Source organism: Paenibacillus pini JCM 16418, from assembly GCF_000576305.1.
GTDB lineage: Bacteria > Bacillota > Bacilli > Paenibacillales > Paenibacillaceae > Paenibacillus_AQ > Paenibacillus_AQ pini.
The window spans coordinates 29,002-50,579 of sequence record NZ_BAVZ01000023.1; the positions used below are offsets into that span (position 1 = coordinate 29,002).

Sequence of the window (21,578 nt, forward strand, 5' to 3'; positions counted from 1 at the left end):
TGCCTAGGTTTGGATTTGCACCCGGAAGGGGGAGCCGTCACGTAACACGCTATTCATAATAAAGGACATACCCTCTGGTAGATTGTCGTAGAATATGACATTTGCGTCCTTGTTACCTTCGTTGAAAACAGATATCTCAAACGTTAATGTCTGATGGAGGGAGGCTGTTAATTCACTCGATTGTTTTATTAGTTTTATAGAAGGACCTACAAGCGGTGTATTTACAGTATTTGAGTAAGCGACTGCACTCACTTCTCCTGAATTGAATAGCACACGTGTCTGATTTCGAAGCATAAAATTGGATAAGGGTTCGTTAATCATAATGTGACTACTTGAACTCTAAATGCAACGACGGATGAACTTGCTGGTGCAATGATGCCAATTGGAATACCGGTGCTTGGATTTGCTGTTGCTTTTGGAATGCCATCTACCGTAACACTGCCTACGACGAAGGTAGTTCCTGTTGGTATCGGGTCAACCAGTACCACATTGTTTACTGCTTCAATACCATTATTTGTTACCACAATAGTATAGGTAATAACATCTCCAACGACAGCATCAATGGCTGTGGTGCTTTTTACTACCGATAAATTTGGAGAAGAGACTGGAATGATCAGAATATTACTTGCGGCAGATCCAGTCAGAACGCGTCCATCAGGATGCGTAAATACATAATCTATAAACGCCTGATTCGACAACTGCGATTGTTGTGGAAGTGTATCAATAGTTACTTCTAAAGTTACCGTTACATTGACCGTTGCACCCGGTGCTATGGTTCCGACATTGACTCCTAAATTAGGATCCGCGCCTGGCTGAGGAACACCGTTAACTAAAATACTATTGGGAACGAATACAGCACCAGTAGGTATAGGATCGGTAAGAGTAGCTTGTGCAGGTAAGTTACCTATGTTGGTTAGAGCTACGGAATAGTTAACCGTGTCGCCTACAGTCGCATTAATCGTATTTGCAGTTTTTGCAGCCTTAACGATAGCCTGATAGATTGGGATTACATTTGTATTAGATACTGCTGATCCTGAAAATGCTCCTGAAGTAAAGCTTACAGCCGATTGATTTGCAAGCTGTCCGGATGGAGGAATGGAGACAACTGTTACACTGAAAGTGACTGTGTCTGTTGCGCCTGGGGCTATGGTTCCGAGTGAAATACTAGCCGTTGGACTAGCGGATGGCCGAGAGACTCCATTGACCGTTACACTACCTGGAATAAAAGTGGTTGATGAAGGTATGGCATCTGTAAATACAACATTGTTAACATTCTCTATTCCGTTATTTGTAATGGTGACGGTATAAGTTACCGTATCCCCAAAAGATGCATCGGGGGATGTTGTTGTTTTGGAGACCGTGACATTAGGAGAGGAAACTGGAATAGTTACAGTATTTGAAGTAAATGAATTATTAACAATACGTCCATCCGGGAGTGCAAACGAATAGGTTGCTGAAGCTTGATTGATTAGCTGCTGTCCTGTGGGTACTGCATTGACAATGACTGAGAACGTAATGATTGCATTTGTGGCTATGATTCCTAGCGGAATACCCGTTGACGGATCTGCGCCTGCAAGTGACTGACCATTTACGATAACGCTATTAGGAGAAAAAGTTGTACCGGCCGGTATGGAATCCGTTAGAATTACCTGCGCACCGAAATTTCCCGTATTATTAACATTTATGGTGTATACAACCGTATCTCCCACTGTAGCATTTGTCGTATTAGCTGATTTTAAAGCCTTGAAGAGAGGAAGGTATACGGGAGTTGTTACGGTATTTGAGAACGTTACTCCTGAGAAAACACCTGATGTGAAACTAACTGAAGATTGATTTGTTAACAATGCGGATGCAGGCAAGGAATTCACAATGATATTAAAGGCAACTGCAACGGATGCGCTGGGAGCAATAGAACCAAGAATGATGCCCGTAGAAGGATTGGCTGTTGGTCTTATCGTTCCATCTACACTAACAGAGCCTGGTACAAGAGCCGCTCCAACAGGGATTGTATCTGTAAAAAGCACATTGTTTACCGAAGCAATACCTTTATTTGTGATTGTCGTTACGTAAGTTACTACGTCTCCGGCTGTAACAGATGTTGAAGCCGTACTTTTCACAACTGTAACGTTAGGTGCTGAAACAGGTATCGTGACGGTATTTGATTTTGCTGTTCGGGTTAACGTGCGTCCATCAGGTAGTGTAAATGCAGAAGATACAGTGCCCTGATTCACCAATTGCTGTGGAGAGGGGAGCGAATCAATTAGAACGGATAACACGACTGTTGTTGTCTGACCAGCTCCGATAATTCCAGCATTAATACCGGCGATCGGATCTGCACCCGGTAGTAGTACTCCATTGATAAGTACGCTATTAACTACAAATGATGTTCCTGAAGGAATATTGTCCGTCAAAGTAACCAAAGAACCATAGTTACCTGAATTATTAATGATAAAGGTATAACTCACGGTATCTCCAACCGTTGCGTTTGCTGTATTTGCGCTTTTCGAGACTGTGACTAGTGGTTGATATACCGGCGTCGTAACTGTATTGGAATAAGTCGAGCCCGAGAATGCACCTGACGTAAATGTAACCGTTGCTCGGTTATCCAGTGTTGCAGGGGATGGAACCGAATTGACTATGGCATTAAATACAACAGATGTTGTTACGCCCGGGGCAATACTCCCAACATTAAAACCAGATGTAGGGTTCGCTGAGGGGACCGTTACTCCATTAATCGACACACTTCCGGCTACAAAGGATGTTCCAGCTGGTGGTGGATCGCTAAACTGCACGCTATTAACTGTTTCAATACCATTGTTTGTAATGGCGATAGCGTAAATAAGTGTGTCACCAACAGTAGCAGCTGAAGAGACCGTGGTCTTCGTTACGTTCACATTCGGAGCAGATACAGGAAATGTAACGATATTAGAAGATGAATTTCCAGTAAGGGTTCTACCATCAGGTGGCGTATAGGTGTAGCTCACTGTAGCTTGGTTACTATAAAATTGAGGCGTTGGCAGCAGCGTCGCCACGACTCCAAAAGTAACGATGACCGCTCCGGATGGCGAAATGCTTCCAAGATTAATCCCTGTAGCCGGAGATATACCTGGTTGTGGAAATCCATCTACGATGACGCTGTTTACCGTAAATGTCGTTCCCTGTGGAATAATGTCAGTCAATGTCACATTTGCTGGAAGATTGCCAGTATTGTTTACGGTTATCGTATATATAATGGCATCACCAATCGTTGCGTTTACAGTATTAGCACTTTTTACCAAAGATATTTGTGGCTGTACAACGGGGGTGGTAATGATGTTAGATGATGCAGAACCAGAGAATACTCCGGATGTAAAACTTGCAGTAGATTGATTAGTGATCTGTGAAGGAATGGGCATTGTTATCCTCACCTCAAATGTTAGGGTAGCAGCAGTACCGGGGGCTAAGGTACCTACTGGAATGCCGTCAGATGGATTTGCCCCAGGCTTTGATGCCCCATTGACGATAACGCTGCCAAGTATAAAGGCCGTATTACTTGCCAATGAATCTTGCACAATAACGTTATTGACGGCTGTAATACCACTGTTTGTCACTACAAATGCGTAGGTGATTACATCACCCGTAACCACTACTGACCGAGTCGTGCTTTTCACTATACCAACAGATGGGATGGCTACAGGTATGGTAACGGTATTAGAAGCAGAAGTACCAGATACCTGTCTACCCGAAGGCAAACTGTACGTATACGATGTAGACGCTTGATTAACTAACTGTTTGGAGAGCGGAAATGAAGTTATAGTAACTACATAGCTTACAGAAATGCTACTTCCAGCATTCAATGTGCCTAAGTTTATGCCTGTTATAGGGCTAACACCAGGATTTGGAGACCCAGCGACAAGAACGCTATTTGCAACGAAAGTACAACCTGCAGGTATTTGATCCGTTAAAGTAACTAAAGCTGATGTATTACCTGTATTACTCATTTGAAACATGTACGTAAATGTATCTCCGAGCGTTGCTTGTATAGTACTTGCACTTTTCACAATGCCTATAATCGCTTGATAGACATTCGTTGTTACGTTGTTTGAGATTGCTGAGCCGGTAAATGATCCGGAAGTAAATGCTACACTTGCTCTATTATTTAGTGTGGAGGCATCAGGAATAGAGACAACTTTTACTTGAAATGTCAATGTAGCAGAGGCTTGAGAAGTTAATGTACCAATGGTGATCCCGTTAGCGGGAACTGCATTGACCAAGACACTACCATTTAAGATGACACTGCCAGTGACAAAGCTGGCTGCTGAAGGAATCAGATCGGAAACGATTACGTTGGTTACTGAGGAGGTGCCGTTATTTTTTACAATTAAAGTGTAGGTTAAAACATCATTAATGGTAGCTTCCAATGAATTTACACTTTTAGTTACCGTAACACTCGGCAAGGATGCAGGAATACTGAGTGTATTTGAAGTGGATGAGCTCGAAATGGTTCGTCCCGTAGATAGCAAATACGTATAACTTGCAGTAGCCTGATTGACAACAGAAGCAGGGGAGGGGAGCGTGTTAAGTAGAAATTGAAAAGTGACGTTCACTAATCCACCAGCAGGAATTGAACCCACTGCAATGCCAGTAATAGGACTTTGACCCGTTACCGATATTCCTGCTACGGTTACACTGTTTGGAACAAAAGACGTTCCTGATGGCACGTTGTCCATCAGTGTTACCTGGGCGGCGATATTGCCCGTATTTTGCACAGCGACATTATACGTTATGACATTTCCGACTGTAACCGAAGAAATATTCGCGCTTTTAACCAATCCCACAATCGATTGATAAACTAAGGTATTTGTGATGTTGGAAAGTAAGTTACCAGAGTATATTCCTGAGCTGTATGAAACCGATGCTTGATTGAAAATTTGTCCTGAAGCTGGTAAAGAAGTAATTAATCCCTGAAAGCTAACTGTAGCCGTTCCACCTGCTGCAATCGTTCCAATGGATATTCCACTTGTTGGATTGGCAGTTGGAATAGACACTCCACCAATGCCACACTTCCAGCAACAAATGTAATTCCTGTTGGTAGAATATCCGTTAGAATGGCATTTGAGATTAATTCAGCTCCATTATTAGAGATGTTAGAAGTGTATGTAAGTGTATCTCCAACGGCAGAAACCGAGGCGCTTGAAGTTTTAGTTATTGAAATGTTAGGAAGAGTCACTGGTATGGTGAGTGAATTAGAAGATGCATTGCCCGAGATTGTTCTGCCATCAGGGGGTTGAAAGTTGTAAGTGGTGGTTGCTTGATCTACCAGTTGTGGTGGTGTAGGAAGCGAATTAATTTGAACTTGAAAAGTAACGGTGGAGGTGGCTCCTGCAGCGACAATTCCGATAGCAACACCATTTGCGGGATTAGCGCCGGAAATGACATTTCCATTCACTTTGAAAGTTCCAGAAAGATAGCTACTACCTGCAGGAATGTTATCAGTCAAAGTTACAGTAGCTCCAATATTACCAGTGTTTGTAACAAGTAAGGTATAAAGTATTGAACTACCAACTGTGGCGTTATTACGATTAGCCGTTTTCGTGATCGTTAGTATGGGGGCATAAACGGGAACAGTCAGCGTATTGGATGGAATAACCCCAGTAATCGTAGAGCCGCCAGCAACACTCTGGAAAGTAAAAGCGGCTTTAGCCGTATTTGCTAGCTGACCTGAAACCGGGTAAGTCGTTATCGTTACTCGGTAAGTCACGACTATTGAACTGTTAATATTCAACGAACCTAGTGGAACTCCCGCCACGATATCAAACGTAGTCTTTGCAGTCCCTGCGACTGTCACACTTCCAGATACAAGTGTTGATCCACTCGGAAGGGCATCAGAAAGCACGACACTGGCTGCATTGGCCGTTCCAGTATTCGTTACGGTAACCGTATACGTTATAGTGTCACCAGTAATGGCTCCAGTTACATTTGCAGATTTGACGACATTAATTTTAGGGGCATTAATATCGACTTGAATTGCATTGGCATTAACCGCATAGGCATCTCCCGAAGTCGTAAGCGTAAGAACGGCAGAGGATTGGTTATTAACTAACTTTGAAGAAATATCAACATTCGTAATATCCCATCCCTGTCGTCCACCAACAATATTTACACCAGGGGATCCATTCGTCTGATTTCTCGATCCAAAGGTTCCTGAAGTATCTACTAGACCAGCATCATTATTAATTTGAGAGGCGAAGAAGTTAGTCGCAAAATTATTAGGGCCTGACAAAGCCGTCGCTGTAGCTGCCGTCGCCCCAAACAATGCTTGATCTCCATTTCGGTTTGCATCGCCCTCCTGTGCGCTAAATAAAGCTCTACCTCCTAATGCACCCGATATTGGAGTAGCAAAACCGGTTAAAGTCGTAGAGACAGGTCCTGAGTCCGCTTGAACAAGTATGGCACCAGCACGTATGGACATATTTCTAAAGGGGAGGGATGGATTCTGATAAATAACGCCAAGTGTCCATCCTGCATGGTTACCTGTCGAATCACCTGGAATAACGATAGTTCCTACGATATTGCCAGCAACATAGCTTCCAGCGCCTCCCGCCTGAACTAATGTTGTTACATTAGCTGAACGAACATAGGCAGTAATACCGTTGCCAAAATTAATCGAATTGCTTGTCGATGAATCAGGTGTAATGCTGTTGGTACCTGCAGGTGTTACGAAGGTTATCGGATTGTTAATAAAAGCACTTAAGTCGATACTGCCAGCAACAATATAAGATCCTCCCCAAATTAATTCAGCATACAGAACCGTACTTCCTGAAGGAAGCACAAGATTTGCGGAAGAGCTGTTACTTGCATAGGAATTTGTTGTCCCTACTGGATAAGTACCATATTGTGTAGCGCTCGTACTTGTAAAGGCACCTATACTATCTAAAATCCCTGGAACTCCCGCGACATCGGAACGACTTAGACCTAAGGTATTACCTGTAAAAGTAATGGCTCCCGTCGCATTAATAGTAGCTCTGACGATAAGAGGAATGATTTCACCTCCTTGACGTTGAATAGCATGAGATCGGCGGATAAACTGACTTCTTCTAAAAACAAATGCTCCTACAAATCGTATGATAATAATGTGTAATTTAGTATGAGAACACTGACAAATTTAGAATAGCTCGTATTATTTTTCAAAAAATAAATGATGCTCGAAGGAAGGGGAGCTAGAGAAACAAGATAAAAGGATCAATATAAGGTGAGGAGGATAGCCGAGAATATTTCTAATATCGTATTTGGATAACACTCTCGGTCAATCCACAGTCCAAGTGAAGGTTGCTGCAAAAGTGGGCTGAGCTCATTTGAGCTCATTAATGAAGGGTATTATGTTGTTTGCGAATGGTATAGACACATTTATTATCACCTTTAGCTAGGCATTCGGATCGACTGACTTCCGCTCCAAGCAGAGACTCAAACAACTTCATTTCACATGCGCATGCATGATTATATTTCTTAGCAATCTGCGAAATAGGACAATTATGTTCTAATAAGGTATATTCATCTTCGGTCTTCTTCTCTAGATGAACCATGTAGCCACTTTCATTTTGGATCTCGGCAAGCATCTCAACCTTTTCAGCAAAAGGTTTACCATGCATTTTATCGCCATGTTTACGAAGTAGAGATTGTCCACGACGATCAAAAAGATGATGTACCATTTCCTTACCTGCATCTTCTTCTAATTCACCAAGTAGATCAAGGGTAAGCGCAAAATATTTATTAGGAAAGAAGCCTTCGGCCTGCTCCGTTAAACGGTAAATAGCAGTAGGGCGCCCCATAGGCTGTCTAATTGTTTTCGATTCAATAAGTCCTTCTTTTTCAAGTGTATTAATATGACGGCGTATGGCCATGCTGGTGATTCCAATTTGCTCCGTAATATCTTTAGCGCTGAGCTCACCTTTGGTTTTTAACATTTGTAATATCTTGTCTCTCGTAGAGATATCGAGCTGTTGTTCCATGGATAACACCACCTGTTCATAGATCCGAAATCATTGATCATCGGAAAAAAATATAGCCTGTCGATGTTGAGATCAACAGGCCATGAGTACGTTGTTAACTGTCTTAACGAGATTTGTAGAAATTCTCAGCCTTAGCGATATATGGTTTCTCATCTTCTGGCAGGTCAGTATCATAGTAAACAGCGCCAACAGGGCAAGCGACTTCGCAAGCTCCGCATTCAATACAGATATCTGTATCAATAAAATATTGATCTGGACCTTCGGCAATACAATCAACTGGACATACGTCAACGCAGTCGGCTGCTTTTTCATCAATACAAGCTGAGGCAATAATATAAGACATTCTATTTTTCCACCTTTCAAATATATAAAATGAACCAAAAGCATTACAGACTTTTTTTCATTCTATTTCCATAGATTGAAACAAAAGCTTATTAGACTTTTTTTTCATTCTATTTAACCATTTTGATCAATAATTTTTTCTGCAAGTTGTTTGAAAATATGCCATTGCTCGCTGTTCTCACCAAAGGTTGAGGCAGATGTTTGATTCGTATGCTCACCTGTATCTGAAGGATGAATTGGAATCTCAGCGAGCAGTTCGGTTTGTAGTTGTTCAGCGAGCTTAGCGCCGCCACCGCGACCAAAAAGATCATGACGCGCTCCTGAAGGGTCTGTAAAGTACGACATATTCTCAATGACACCTAAAATAGGGTGATTGGTTTGGATCGCCATTTCACCTGCTCTAGCAGCTACATGGTTGGCAGTAGGATGCGGTGTCGTAACCAGAATCTCTGAGCACTGCGGAATCTTATTATGCACATCAAGAGCAATGTCTCCCGTGCCAGGTGGAAGGTCAATGATAATGTAATCCAGTGAGCCCCATTCGACTTCGTTTAAAAAGGTAGTAAACATTTTGCCGAGCATAGGGCCTCGCCACACGACGGGTTTATTACCTTGTACAAAAAAACCAGTCGAGATCACTTTAATTCCATAACGTTCTACTGGAACAATGCGGTTATTATGCTTTTGTGGCAACTCCGTTATGCCCATCATCTCTGGAATGCTGTATCCGTAAATATCTGCATCCATAATACCTACACGTTTCCCAAGATGAGAAAGAGCGGCAGCGAGATTGACCGTAACCGTAGATTTACCAACTCCACCTTTGCCACTGGCAATAGCAATAAAGGTAACACCTGATTCAGGCGTAACGAGAGGAGAGTTCATAAGTGCTGGTGCACGCCTCACGGATTTGTTTAGCTTAATCGCTATAATATCATTCTTCTCATCTGTCGAAATTTCTTTAAGCCTCACGTGAACATTAGAAGCTCCAATTTTAGTGATGGATTCAATAATTTGAGCTTCGATCCAATCACGTTTTTGAACCAACTCTGGACTTAACAATACGGTTAGGGCAACATGTTCTGGACGTGCCGTAATATCCCGGATTAATCCAAGATCCGTAAGCGGAAGTCCATGCTCGTCATCCTTAATGTGCTTGATGGCTTCAATGAGATCTTCTTTAGTCATGTTTTTTAATCACCATCATTTCTGTTTCTCCATAATTACAGTATGGTCAAAAAGGATCTGAAAAATAAAATATATCAGGGTAATTGTAGAACACGTCTTAGATATAGTCAACATATAGGTATATAAAGTACTCATATTCTTTTGACAAAAGGTTGACAATTTCGCAAAAAGTTATTATATAATTAGTATACATTTATGTTTATTAATTAAGTCTAGGTCATATAACTTCAGTAAATCGCTTCGATATAAGTCGAAAGTGGTTTAGATCATATATTTTTTAGTGAAGTAGTTGCGTAGACAAGTAATAAATGATGAGGTGTGAAAATGGTGGAAACGGTTGTGAATAAAGATGCCTAACGATACTCAAATACACGGCATTATTCATGAGAGAAAGTCACCAGGTAACCATTGAATAATCGGTTCAAGGAATTAACAGCCAGGATCTAAGCATCATGAAGGTATTGACTCAAATTACCGACAATGCGAAGACCCCATAAATTACACTGGAAAAGGAGTTTACCTTCATGAAACTGGTTGGTATATCGGGTGCTATTATTGGAACAAAAACGAAAATTGTAGTAGACAAAGTATTGGAAGAAGTTAAACGCAATCACCCGGAAGTCGAAACAGAATTACTGGATATGAAAGATTATAATGTTCAGTTCTGCGATGGACGTGATCCTTCAGCATACACAGATGATACGAGAAAAGTAATTGATATTGTGGAATCAGCTGACTTTCTTCTCATTGGAACACCTATTTATCAAGCTTCCATGAGTGGAGTACTTAAGAATTTATTTGATCTAGTACCTATAACTGCCTTTCAGCAAAAAGTGGTCGGTTTTATCGCTACTGGAGGTACCTATCAGCATTATCTAGTTGTGGAAAATCAATTGAAACCTATCGCTGGTTTTTTCAGATCTTTCGTAGCACCGAGCTATGTATACGTTCATGACGATCATTTCAATGATTTGAAAGAACTTAGAGACCCGGACGTACTGGAAAGAATCGAAAAATTGGCTCATGAGCTTGTTTTTATGCAAACACGTTTGAAGTCCGAATAACTTCCTCATCACTTGAATTGTCAAATGTATAACAAGAAGAATGCACTTGTCAAAATGTAGAATCTCATCCAATGTCGGATGAGGTCTTTTTTTGTCCCAATATGCGTTATAATAGTTTTAGAGAATGATAGATTAAGAGATTAGGGAGATGTGAGACGTTGATGCATAAACGTAAATATATCATTAGTTTTGTAGCTATTTTATTGATAGGCGGTGCTCTCTACGCTGGAAATCAAGGTAACCATCAGGCTGAGCAGCAGGAGCAGCAAACGCTGATTAAGAACAAATCCGCATTATCAAAGCCGGAGGATAAGCAGGGAACACCTGTGAATCAGAATCAATCAAGCCAGACCACAAAACCCTCAAATACTAATGATACATCGAATAATAAAGACACATCGAATAATAAAGACACATCTAAGAGTAAGGACACATCGAAGAGTAATAACCCTTCAAAGAGTAAAGACACGTCGAATAATAAAGTCACTACACCTGCAAGTCCTGGTAAAACAACATCATTTGTGAACTCATATAAGGTAGAACATGTTGTAGCGGAGCCGAAAAGTCATACGGTTCTTGTCAATAAGACATATCGATTACCTGAGGGTTATGTACCACCAGATCTTGTGTATCCGAATGTCCCTTTTACGTTCGTAGAAAAAGTGGACAAACGTAAAATGCGTAAAGTTGCAGCAGGAGCATTAGAGAAGCTATTTGCAGGCGCAAAGCGAGACGGAGTTATGCTTGCTGGGGTGTCTGGCTACCGTTCAGAATCTCGGCAGACAACTCTATATAATAATTACGTTAAGCGTGACGGCGTTAAGGCAGCCGATACCTACAGTGCACGTCCAGGCCATAGCGAACACCAGACTGGTCTCACAATTGATGTAGCGGGTAGTAATGGTAAATGTGCAGCAGAGAGTTGTTTTGCTGGTACTAAAGAAGCCAAATGGCTGAGTAAGCATGCTCATGAATATGGTTTTATCATCCGTTATCCAAGTGGCAAGGATGCCATTACGGGATATAAATATGAACCATGGCATTTACGCTATGTTGGTAATGAAATTGCTAAAACTGTTACAACCAAACAAATTACACTCGAGCAGTATTTTGGAAATACGGTAGAAGTTAGCCGATAAGCCTCATGATTTGCGTTTGTTTACATCATTCGTGTACGCTAAAAGTATTAAGACAGAAAGGTCGTGCGATTCATGGGATCAGAAACAACGGTTAAATTAACATCTTTATCGAGCAAAGGAGGGTGCGGCTGTAAAATCGGTCCGGCTGATTTAATGCAGGTGCTTCGTAATTTGCCACCAGTTGAACCTAACCCTAACTTATTGGTTGGACTTGATACCAGCGATGATGCGGGTGTATATAAGCTTAATGACGAACTTGCTATCGTTCAGACCTTAGATTTCTTCACACCAATTGTTGATGATCCATATGCATTTGGTCAAATTGCAGCAGCAAATGCGATTAGTGATATATATGCTATGGGTGCTAAACCATTAACAGTACTAAATATTGTAGCTTTTCCTATCTCTACGTTGGACAAGAGCATATTATCTGATATTTTGCGCGGAGCAGCCGATAAGGTAAAAGAAGCAGGAGCTACACTTGTAGGTGGGCATTCCATTGATGATAAGGAACCTAAATTTGGTTTATCCGTTACGGGCATTGTCCATCCTGATAAAGTACGCAGTAATGCAGGAGCTAAGCCTGGAGATAAAATAATACTTACCAAGCCAATAGGTGTAGGTATTATGACAACATCGATTAAGAACGGCAAACTCAGTGCGGAAGAAGTTGAACGGGTAACTAAAGTAATGTCAACTTTAAATAAAACAGCAGCAGAAGTTATGGAACCATACGATGTACATGCTTGTACAGATGTAACGGGTTTTGGTCTAATGGGCCATTCCTTAGAAATGGCTAAGGGAAGTGGTGTTGAAATTCTCATCCATAAGCAAGACGTACCTGTTCTACCAAGAGTTCGTGAGCTGGCTGAACAAGGATTCGTTCCTGGTGGAACAAAAAACAACTTTACTCATGTTCAGGATGATATTGTTTTTCCAGAAAACATGGATCAAATTGACCGTTGGATTTTATGTGACGCGGTCACATCAGGCGGTTTGCTGATCTCCGTTCCAGGTGAGCATGCAGAGAAGCTTCATCAAGAGCTCGTCGATGCTGGTGTAGAGGCTAGCATTATTGGTGAAGTCAGAGGCAGCCATAGTGGACAAATTGTGATTGATTAAGGAGAACGAACAACCATGTTTCAAGACATCTCAATAGAACAACTTATAGAGCAACGACAAAATAAAGAAATTACTTTAATTGATGTTAGATCCCCGTCAGAGTTTGAAGATTCGTCTATACCAGGTAGCTTGAATATTCCATTCTTTGATGATGCGGAACGTGCGGAAATTGGTACCTTATATAAACAAGTGAGTGCACAAGCAGCAAAAGAACGGGGACTTGAAATCATGTCTGCAAAGTTGCCTTCTTTTGTGAAGAGCTTCGCGGCCATACCTGGACGTAAAGTCGTATTCTGCTGGCGTGGTGGAATGCGTAGCCGGACTACGGCGACGGTTCTGTCTCTCATGGATGTCCATGTTTATCGCTTAGAAGGAGGGTATCGGGCTTATCGTAAGTGGGTTCTAGATTCCTTAGAACAAATGGATTTTACGCCTGATATTTACGTTCTTCATGGAAATACGGGAACAGGTAAAACAGACATACTCAAAACGCTTAAAGATCGAGGGTATCCTGTGCTTGATCTGGAAGGTCTAGCAGGCCATAGAGGTTCTATCTTTGGGGAGATTGGACTTCGGAGTCATAATCAGAAGACATTTGATGCTTTGCTGCTCGAAGAGCTGATTCACTACAAGGATGCTCCATTCGTGTTAATTGAAGCAGAGAGTAAGCGGATCGGTAAAGTCATTGTACCTGAATTTCTGATGAATAAGAAACAGCAGGGTGTGCATTTTATGATTGAAGTACCGATGAAACTTCGAGTGCAGAATATTTTAAATGATTACCGTCCTTGGAAGCATGCTGAAGCAAGTATGCATGCTTTTCAACAAATTAAATCACGATTGCATACGCCTATAGCTGCTGAGATCGAGAGTAGCCTGAAGGCAGGGGTTTATGATCGAGCCGTTGAACTGCTGCTTGAATATTATTATGATCCGAGGTACTCACATACTTCTAATGCCTATGGTGATGAGCTTCGTAAGGAGCCGCTGATTCACGCTAGTGAACTTGATCAGGCCGTCTCCATATTAGAGAATGCTATCTTAGAGAAGCAACCTGAATTGCGCAACACAATAGCAATTCATTAAAAAGAAGCCAATCCGTCGCAATCGGATTGGCTTCTTTTTAAGTTATAAACTGACGGGTATGTACTCCGCTGAAAAAGCGACATCTCGTTTCTGATCGGATACCAGAAGCTCAACAAGCTCTTTAGCACAGCGGTTGGGACTGTACGATTCTGTAAACAGGTTCCGAATTGAAGCATCGGATATATGTCTTTTTAACTCAGATGTATCCATTGCATCTTTAGCTACGATTTTCGTTAACCATTTATCAAGAATTAGAGAAGAGGTTAGCTCCTCAGCATATCCATGATTTACGAAATATTCGCAGTTTTTCTCTTCTTGGCCAGGTATGGATTTACAGAACAGCATAGGCAAGCCTTTAGAAAGACCTTCGGTACATGTCATTCCACCGGGTTTCGTGATGAGAAGGTCTGCCGCATCCATCCAGCGATTTATTTCTTTCGTTTGTCCTACAATGGTAATGTTAGGATGATCATAGGCAGGATCATTTGCTAGCTTGGACATAAGTTTCTGATTATTTCCCGTACAGAATACGAGTTGAACCCGATCTTTCCATCTATGTAGATGTTGAAATAATGACTTATTCGACATGAGTCCCCAACCACCGCCCATAATAAGAACTGTAGGGAGAGGCTTTAAGTTCATTTCTTCTCGGCATGCTGCTTTATCTTCTATAGTCCAAAATTTGGGATGAACAGGAATACCTGTAACCTGAATTTTGGGAGTCCGCACACCATGTTCAAGTAGTAAATTACGTACGGATTGAGTAGACACAAGATAACGATCTACAGCCGGATTTATCCATGCTCCATGAGCATCGTAATCTGTGATCACTGTATATAGTGGTATATTGAGACCAGCAGCTTTTAAACGTGAAATAATCGTATTTGGAATTGGATGTGTACAGACAATCATATCCGGTTTCAAGTGCCGGATTACTTCAGCCGCATGATGGTAAAAGATACGATGCAATGCTAGCCCAGTCAATCGATTTAAAGGTTTAGCATGCTGTTTACGGTAGATCATTCCAACAAGACCGGGTTGTGTGCTCAGTGTTAAACGATAAGCTGACAATATCATCGGTGCTACTGTAGGATTTAGAAAGGTACCAAGTTCGATTACTTTTGTGTGAATTTGTGGATTAATTTTCTTCATACCTTCAGCAAGGGCATATCCAGCTTGGGTATGTCCGCTGCCAAAACCTTCAGACAATATTAATACTCTCTTCTTTTGCATAAGAAGCACCTCTTAACTATTTTTTACACCTGACTGTTCATGCCAGGGTTAACCATATTCATTTGAAACTTATATAGGATGGTTCTATTAAGTACAGGATAAATGGGTGTTGAACATTGGCTATGTATAGAAATGTTTACTCTTAATTATAGTGTATGCTAGCCCTGTAAGGCATAAAACAGACCGAAGACCTGTTTGGTACTAGACTAAAGTCGGGGGTGCTTTTTATTCCTACTATTAAGTTAGACGATATAAAAAGGATAATCCCTTCAACTATTTTCAAAAAGAATATAAAAGAGCATCCCATTGACAAATGGCTGCTCTTTTTTTGTATCTTGTCACTCTATATTGCTTGTCAAAGCGTCAGAATGTGTAACTTTGGTTGAAGCAGGACGAGACTTGCTTATCCAAGCGTAACCCGCGGTGACCATGAGGCATAAAATTAGATTAACTGCGATCAAAGCTTGATAATGATGTGTATAATCAAAAATAAAACCGCTGCTAAGTGAGGCTAACACCCCGCCAATATGATGTACAAACAGTAGCATACCTGTCTGCATACCAAGTTTCTTTTGTCCACTTCCGCTTCCAAGTGCCTCATTTGCAACTAGAATGGCCCCAGGTACAGCGCCAACATAAGTTGCTCCGAAAATAAGGGAGAACAGAATGGGAGTTACTGGGAAATGAAATATCAGTAATGTAAATGCAGCGGTTCGTAGTAAGTAGAGGACAGCTAACGCTTTTGTACGGGATTTATGGTCAAGCAGAATAGAAAAAATGATCCCGCCAAACACCTCAAGCAATCCGAGAATACTAAGGGATGAAGCAATCATCATGCCTGGAACTTGCGCTTGTTGATGGATGGCTACCAGATTCATTTCTACGGTTCCCATGCTTATTCCACATGTTAAGATGGCGAAAATCACTACGATAAAGATGGGACGCCGGATGATTTGAGACAAGAAACGAAGTCCATCGGTCCATTTGGATAGCATGCTTCTGGAATCAATGAAGACTTCTTCTGTAATGATTGAAAGGTCATCCACTTTATTGGATCGGATGAACCAAGCAATCAGTGGGATAAACAACACGTTTATAATCAGCAGAATCACATACACTTTGATCCAATTCAGCCAAGTAAGACTGACTAGAATCGGTGTCAGGACAGCAAGTCCAAGCGAGGCTGAGCTTCCATTAATAGCCATTGCTTTAGCCCGATGATGCTTAAACCAGTCGGATATAAGTACGTAGGTTGTGGATGCTCCAAGGCCAACTAAGCCCCCCAGTAGACCATTTCCAATAAAGTATCCCAACGGATTATGCAATATTAATACGGTCAAAATGGACAAGAAGTTACTTAAGCTTACGAATAACATCACTTTTTTGACCCCATAACGATCGACTAGAAATCCTCCTATTGGAGCGCAGATCGCACTGATAAACATGGTGGTTGACCACGTTATACCCAAAAAATCCCTACCCACTCCTAGGCTTGTGGTTATTTCCGATTGGTAGAAAGCGATAACGAACCTTCCCAATGAACCAGCAAATCCGAAACACCACAGAAACGATAGCAAGAACCATGCATATTTTCTTTCTTGAAATAGAATGACGGTAGACCTCCTTTATGCTGATATCTCTATAACCGCCAGTATAAATGTATAAAAGTTAAATTTATCCAGCCAATTGGAGGAATTATACCCCAGCCAATTGATAAGCCATATATAATGAATGTATGGAGGGATGGTATGAACTGGAAACCACAAACGGAGCATTCAATTTCGATCTATAAGCAGATTTATTATTACTTTGAGGAGAAAATACGCAGTGGCGAGCTTCCATCAGGATCGAAAATGCCTACGGAACGTGATTTGGCCAAACATTTATCTGTTAATCGAAGCACCGTTTCTACGGCTTACGATGAACTGCGATCCATGGGTCTCATTGAATCGCAGCAGGGGAGCGGTACCAGGGTCAGCGATAATATGTGGGAGAATGCGAATTCCCGTCGACCCAATTGGCAGCATTATAATCCACAGGGCGTCTATGATCCCACGTCAAAATTACATTCTACGATTCTAAATTCATTTCATCGTCCTCATATGATTAATTTCACTCGCGGCGAATTGTCAGCAGATCTAATGCCACTGCGTCTGTTAAAGCAGTCAGCACATCAATTAGATTTCGACGATCCCTTCAGTTATTTTGCTGGATCTGGTAGAGATATACAGACCCGTATTCAAGTTTCAGAATTCCTATCTGAAGCCAATCAGATTCAATCTGACCCAGAGAATATACTCATTACCTCAGGGGTTAAACACTCTCTTTCCCTAATTGCTAGGACCTTACTTGCGCCGGGAGAAGCGGTGGCTGTAGAAGGTCCTTCGTATCTTTATGCAATGCAGGTATTTGCAGAAGCGGGGATACGCATGGTTAAATTACCCATGGATGAACATGGACTCATTCCGAGCGCTCTGCCAGAGCTTGTACGTAGATTTCGTATACGAATGGTATTTACGAATCCTACCTTTCAAAATCCAACGGGCACTAGCTTATCCTTAACGAGGCGCAAACAATTACTTGATATATGTGAGCAGTTAAGCTTGCCCATTGTTGAGGATGATCCGTATAGTTTACTTACATTGGGTGATACTCAAGCAATTCCCAGTTTGAAATCGCTGAGTGGTGGAGAACGATTTGTTATTTATACGGGTACCATGTCCAAGATTGCTACGCCGGGTATGCGCTTCGGATGGATCATTGCACCTGAGCAAGTTATAGAGAAGTTAGCTATGTCAAAAGTGCGCACAGGTTATAGCACCAGTCATTTAGGCGAGCGTATCGCCGGTGATTTACTGAATTCTTCAGACTTTTCAGATCATCTACTGCAAGTTAAGCATTCATTATGTAGCCGCAGAAGGCGGATGTTGTCTTGTGTAGAGCAAGAACTGAAGGGACTAGCCCATATATTAGCTCCGGAAGCTCCGGCGGGTGGATACTATCTTTGGTTGAAGCTTAAACATCAAATTCCTGATAAATTATTAATGGAACAAGCTATTAAGCATGGAATTGTATTTTATCCTAGTAGTATCTATGGGGACGGAGATGGGAAGCTGAGGTTATCCTATGCATCAAGTAATGAATCGGAGATTGAGGATGGAGTATGTAGGCTAAGTAAGCTGCTTCACTTCATAAAAGGATAAAAAATAGGAATATCGCAATAAAAAAAAGCCGTCGTTATTGCCTTTGCGGCACCACGTTCGGCTTTGTTTAGCTTTCTGATTACTTACAATTTGCGTCATCGGTTTGCGGCTCCAAGCGATCCGTCCTCCGTGCACTGGTTTACTTTGATGTTGAATATCTTTATTGTGGCTCTGAATTTGATGAAGTTTAGTTTTACTCATTTGATTTCACTCCTTATAGGGTATGAGAGTATCATAATTTCTTTATGAGTATTATTCAAGTGCTATGTGAGAACGAATATCTATGACATAAATTCGCTTAAGAAGATTGACAAATACATATAAACACCATAATGTTGATTAGATAACTAATTAACCTTTAAGGTGATGGTGATGAGAACAAACTTTGATGACGGATTGCCGATATTTCAGCAAATTGCCGAAATGTTTGAAGATGATATTCTAACAGGTGTATATAACGAAGAGGAAGAAGTCATATCTACAACGCAATTTGCCATTACATTTCAGATTAATCCGGCTACCGCTGTAAAAGGGATTGCTTTATTGGTCAACGAAGGCGTTTTGTATAAGAAAATAGGCCTCGGCATGTATGTTGTTGCTAAAGGAGCAAAACTTATTGTTATGAAGAAGCGTCGTGAACGCTTGATGACGATTTTTACTTCTTGAGGCGTCGATTGTAATGCATTCAAATTATATGTTTACTCAGACATTATGTTATGATTTATATATTGTATGTTTATCATTTCACGAGGATTGGATTAGGGTGATGGATTATGGAAGACAATAATGACAAAGTTCTAAACAATATGAAATACCTTATTCAGCAGTATCAGGCGATACTCGAATGGATGAATTCTCATTTGGATGAAGATGGAATATGCAGATCGACTCATAAACAGATGGCTTCTCATATAGATGTGTCACAAGCAGAGATTTCAAACATTATTAAAAATTTAATTGAATTGGGTTGTATTGAGCGAATAAAGGATCTTGATGTCTACACATTAAGAAGTACGGATTTGTCTCATACTCCTATATTTGTTCTATACGATCTAGCTTATTTAATCAAAAAACAGCCGAATCTTTCGTATGCGCAACAAGCAGATATTTTGGATATATCTTTCACTGAGCTAGAGAAAGCCTATGGTTATCTCACGTTTGCCCTTTCATAAATATCGAACTACATTCCAATCACATAGACATGATTAAATTACTTACATAGAATGGAGTGTACATAGTTGATTTCGTTTCTACTTACACTAAAACGTCTGCTCTCCGGATTATTTCACGCTTTTAAATTGAAGAATTTTCAGGTCTTATTTGTCCTGATCATATTGATGCTTGTTTCTGGTGTCCTCTTCTATACGAAGGAAGAAGGATTGTCCATCATTGATGCTTTATATTTCTGTATAGCAACGCTAAGCACGGTAGGACATCCAAGTTTTGAACCACAAACCAATCTCGGGAAAATCTTCACGATGGTCTACATTATTGTAGGCACGGGTCTTTTCCTTGGTCTCATGGGCTATATTGCTTATGCAATTATTAAGAGCAATGAGAAAGAGGAAGAGACTGAGTCGAGCTTACAATCACGTTTTAGAAAAAGAAAGCAGAAGTAGACCGTGATGATATCACGGTTTTTTTGTCAGATTAATGTCACGTTAGAACTGTAAATTCAAGTAAATCAGTATGTTATAATTTACTGATTACAAGCATTAGAGCAGATACCAATGGTGAAGGCAGGTGTGGCTAATTTGGAGACAATTGTGGTTATAGGTGGAGGGATTACCGGATTATCCACTGCATACTATTTAGAGAAAAAATTAAAGAATCGCAACCTAGAAGCAAATATTGTACTCGTTGAAGCGAATGATATGTTGGGCGGTAAGATTAGAACCGTAAGCGCTGGAGAGTTTATTATGGAGACAGGGGCAGACTCTATTGTGACACGTAAAACCAACGTTGCTCCCCTGATCGAAGAGCTTAGCTTGCAGGATCAGGTTGTATACAACGGTACGGGTGTTTCCTTTATATATACGGAAGGTGAGCTCAAGCAAATTCCAAAGGATGCCGTATTCGGCATACCGCTGAGTATTGAATCACTTGCTAAGACAGAACTTATTTCTGCTGAAGGAAAGGTCGAGGCTTTGAAGGATCTTTACACACCCAATGAGACTTTTACTAAAAATGATTCGGTTGGAGCGTTTCTTGAGACCTTTCTTGGAAAAGAGCTTGTTGAGAAGCAGATTTCACCCGTTCTGTCCGGTGTATACTCAGGTAAATTAAGTGATCTTACGATTGCATCGACGCTTCCTTACCTGATTGATTATAAAAATGAATATGGCAGCATTATCAAAGGGCTATCTGAGAATAAAGCGAAGTTTCAAGGGAGTGGAGATAAGAAATTTATGTCGTTCCAAACGGGTGTTTCTGCTCTAATTGATAGCTTAGAGGAGCATCTTCAAGAAACTGAGATTATTAAGGGTGTGCAAGCAGAGAAGATTGATAAGCATGGAGAACTGTATCATGTAACTCTTGCAAACGGTCGAATGCTTGAAACGAGCTTCGTTGTGCTGGGGACGATGCACTCTGTTGCACAGTCACTACTAAAGGATCAGGAGCTGGATGAAGACTTTAGTAAACTTAGAAATAGCTCACTTATCAGTGTCTATCTTGGATTCGATACTCCAGATCATGAACTACCTGCTGATGGAACGGGTTATATTACAGCTGACAATAGTGACTTGATGTGTAACGCCTGTACTTGGACAAGCCGTAAATGGGAGCATACTTCGGAACATAAGCGTCTTCTCGTAAGACTTTTCTATAAAAGTTCAGGTTCACATTATAATAAGCTGATTAAACTTTCTGAGGAAGAACTGCTTGAAGTTGCGCTTCAGGACGTAGAAAAGAGCCTTGGAATAACAGGGAAGCCTCTAACATACGATGTGACGAAGTGGCATGAAACGATGCCGAATTATCATAAAACACATCACCAGATTGTCGAGTCACTTGAGCAGAACATGGCTGTTCATTATCCGAATGTGTTACTTGCCGGTTGTTCGTATTATGGTGTAGGTATACCAGACTGCATCGCTAGTGGCGAGAAGACAGCAGAGAAAATTGTAGATCAATTAGCAAAATGAATATGTCCTGAGAAATTACTGACCTAACCATAAAGATGCTTATTATAAATAAAAGGTGTGGAGACAT

The 21,578-nt window shown here is 41.0% G+C and carries 18 protein-coding genes; 9 read left to right on the plus strand and 9 right to left on the minus strand.

Annotation, left to right across the window (positions count from 1 at the left end; translation table 11 throughout):
- Positions 1–3: 3 nt before the first annotated feature.
- From JCM16418_RS20735 to JCM16418_RS20755, 6 genes are all read right to left on the minus strand, one after another.
- Positions 4–321: a DUF11 domain-containing protein gene (locus JCM16418_RS20735; RefSeq protein WP_036652787.1), complete on the minus strand. Its 318-nt coding sequence runs from the start codon at positions 319–321 to the stop codon at positions 4–6.
- Positions 318–5,027: a beta strand repeat-containing protein gene (locus JCM16418_RS20740; RefSeq protein WP_242403928.1), complete on the minus strand. Its 4,710-nt coding sequence runs from the start codon at positions 5,025–5,027 to the stop codon at positions 318–320. Before JCM16418_RS20740 ends, JCM16418_RS20735 begins: the two co-directional genes overlap by 4 nt.
- Positions 4,937–6,811, minus strand: a complete 1,875-nt coding sequence (locus tag JCM16418_RS26120; RefSeq protein ID WP_242403929.1) for a CLIPPER-2 domain-containing protein — start codon at positions 6,809–6,811, stop codon at positions 4,937–4,939. The genes JCM16418_RS20740 and JCM16418_RS26120 overlap by 91 nt, the downstream gene beginning before the upstream one ends.
- A gap of 532 nt (positions 6,812–7,343) precedes the next feature.
- Positions 7,344–7,988 (minus strand): helix-turn-helix transcriptional regulator, encoded by a 645-nt coding sequence (locus tag JCM16418_RS20745; protein WP_036652789.1) that lies wholly within the window; start codon positions 7,986–7,988, stop codon positions 7,344–7,346.
- A gap of 103 nt (positions 7,989–8,091) precedes the next feature.
- Positions 8,092–8,331, minus strand: a complete 240-nt coding sequence (locus tag JCM16418_RS20750) for a ferredoxin family protein (protein WP_036652791.1) — start codon at positions 8,329–8,331, stop codon at positions 8,092–8,094.
- Between the two features lie 113 nt (positions 8,332–8,444).
- Entirely contained in the window at positions 8,445–9,518 is a 1,074-nt protein-coding gene (locus JCM16418_RS20755; protein ID WP_036652794.1) for an Mrp/NBP35 family ATP-binding protein, read from the minus strand.
- 524 nt (positions 9,519–10,042) lie between these two features.
- Here JCM16418_RS20755 and JCM16418_RS20760 point away from each other — a divergent pair.
- The 4 genes from JCM16418_RS20760 (at position 10,043) to mnmH (ending at position 13,929) form a co-directional block, all read left to right on the plus strand.
- Complete coding sequence (locus tag JCM16418_RS20760; RefSeq protein ID WP_036652796.1) at positions 10,043–10,582, plus strand: NADPH-dependent FMN reductase; 540 nt, start codon at positions 10,043–10,045, stop codon at positions 10,580–10,582.
- Between the two features lie 161 nt (positions 10,583–10,743).
- Positions 10,744–11,721 carry a D-alanyl-D-alanine carboxypeptidase family protein gene (locus JCM16418_RS20765; RefSeq protein ID WP_052020626.1) on the plus strand — a complete coding sequence of 326 codons (978 nt, stop codon included), beginning with the start codon at positions 10,744–10,746 and terminating at the stop codon, positions 11,719–11,721.
- Positions 11,722–11,793: 72 nt separating this feature from the next.
- Entirely contained in the window at positions 11,794–12,843 is a 1,050-nt protein-coding gene (gene selD / locus JCM16418_RS20770; RefSeq protein ID WP_036652797.1) for a selenide, water dikinase SelD, read from the plus strand.
- Positions 12,844–12,858: 15 nt separating this feature from the next.
- Positions 12,859–13,929, plus strand: coding sequence for a tRNA 2-selenouridine(34) synthase MnmH (mnmH, locus tag JCM16418_RS20775; protein ID WP_036652801.1), 1,071 nt, complete (start codon positions 12,859–12,861; stop codon positions 13,927–13,929).
- Between the two features lie 42 nt (positions 13,930–13,971).
- Here mnmH and JCM16418_RS20780 read toward each other — a convergent pair whose 3' ends face one another.
- The gene (locus JCM16418_RS20780; protein ID WP_052020628.1) at positions 13,972–15,162 is read right to left on the minus strand and encodes an MGDG synthase family glycosyltransferase; all 1,191 of its coding nucleotides are present in this window, start codon (positions 15,160–15,162) and stop codon (positions 13,972–13,974) included.
- 338 nt (positions 15,163–15,500) lie between these two features.
- Positions 15,501–16,739, minus strand: coding sequence for an MFS transporter (locus JCM16418_RS20785; RefSeq protein ID WP_158442451.1), 1,239 nt, complete (start codon positions 16,737–16,739; stop codon positions 15,501–15,503).
- Between the two features lie 171 nt (positions 16,740–16,910).
- On the opposite strand from JCM16418_RS20785, the gene JCM16418_RS20790 reads away from it, so the two are divergent.
- Positions 16,911–18,365, plus strand: a complete 1,455-nt coding sequence (locus JCM16418_RS20790) for an aminotransferase-like domain-containing protein (RefSeq protein ID WP_036652804.1) — start codon at positions 16,911–16,913, stop codon at positions 18,363–18,365.
- Here JCM16418_RS20790 and JCM16418_RS20795 read toward each other — a convergent pair.
- On the minus strand, positions 18,333–18,566 hold the full coding sequence (locus JCM16418_RS20795; protein WP_036652807.1) for a hypothetical protein: 234 nt from the start codon (positions 18,564–18,566) through the stop codon (positions 18,333–18,335). The genes JCM16418_RS20790 and JCM16418_RS20795 overlap by 33 nt on opposite strands.
- A 171-nt stretch (positions 18,567–18,737) precedes the next feature.
- Here JCM16418_RS20795 and JCM16418_RS20800 point away from each other — a divergent pair, with 171 nt between their 5' ends.
- The 4 genes from JCM16418_RS20800 (at position 18,738) to JCM16418_RS20815 (ending at position 21,511) form a co-directional block, all read left to right on the plus strand.
- On the plus strand, positions 18,738–19,031 hold the full coding sequence (locus JCM16418_RS20800) for a GntR family transcriptional regulator (RefSeq protein ID WP_081765529.1): 294 nt from the start codon (positions 18,738–18,740) through the stop codon (positions 19,029–19,031).
- Between the two features lie 107 nt (positions 19,032–19,138).
- Positions 19,139–19,537 (plus strand): MarR family transcriptional regulator, encoded by a 399-nt coding sequence (locus JCM16418_RS20805; RefSeq protein ID WP_036652808.1) that lies wholly within the window; start codon positions 19,139–19,141, stop codon positions 19,535–19,537.
- 66 nt (positions 19,538–19,603) lie between these two features.
- Positions 19,604–19,984 carry a potassium channel family protein gene (locus JCM16418_RS20810; RefSeq protein ID WP_052020633.1) on the plus strand — a complete coding sequence of 127 codons (381 nt, stop codon included), beginning with the start codon at positions 19,604–19,606 and terminating at the stop codon, positions 19,982–19,984.
- 135 nt (positions 19,985–20,119) lie between these two features.
- Complete coding sequence (locus JCM16418_RS20815; RefSeq protein ID WP_036652836.1) at positions 20,120–21,511, plus strand: protoporphyrinogen oxidase; 1,392 nt, start codon at positions 20,120–20,122, stop codon at positions 21,509–21,511.
- The last annotated feature ends 67 nt before the right edge of the window (positions 21,512–21,578 follow it).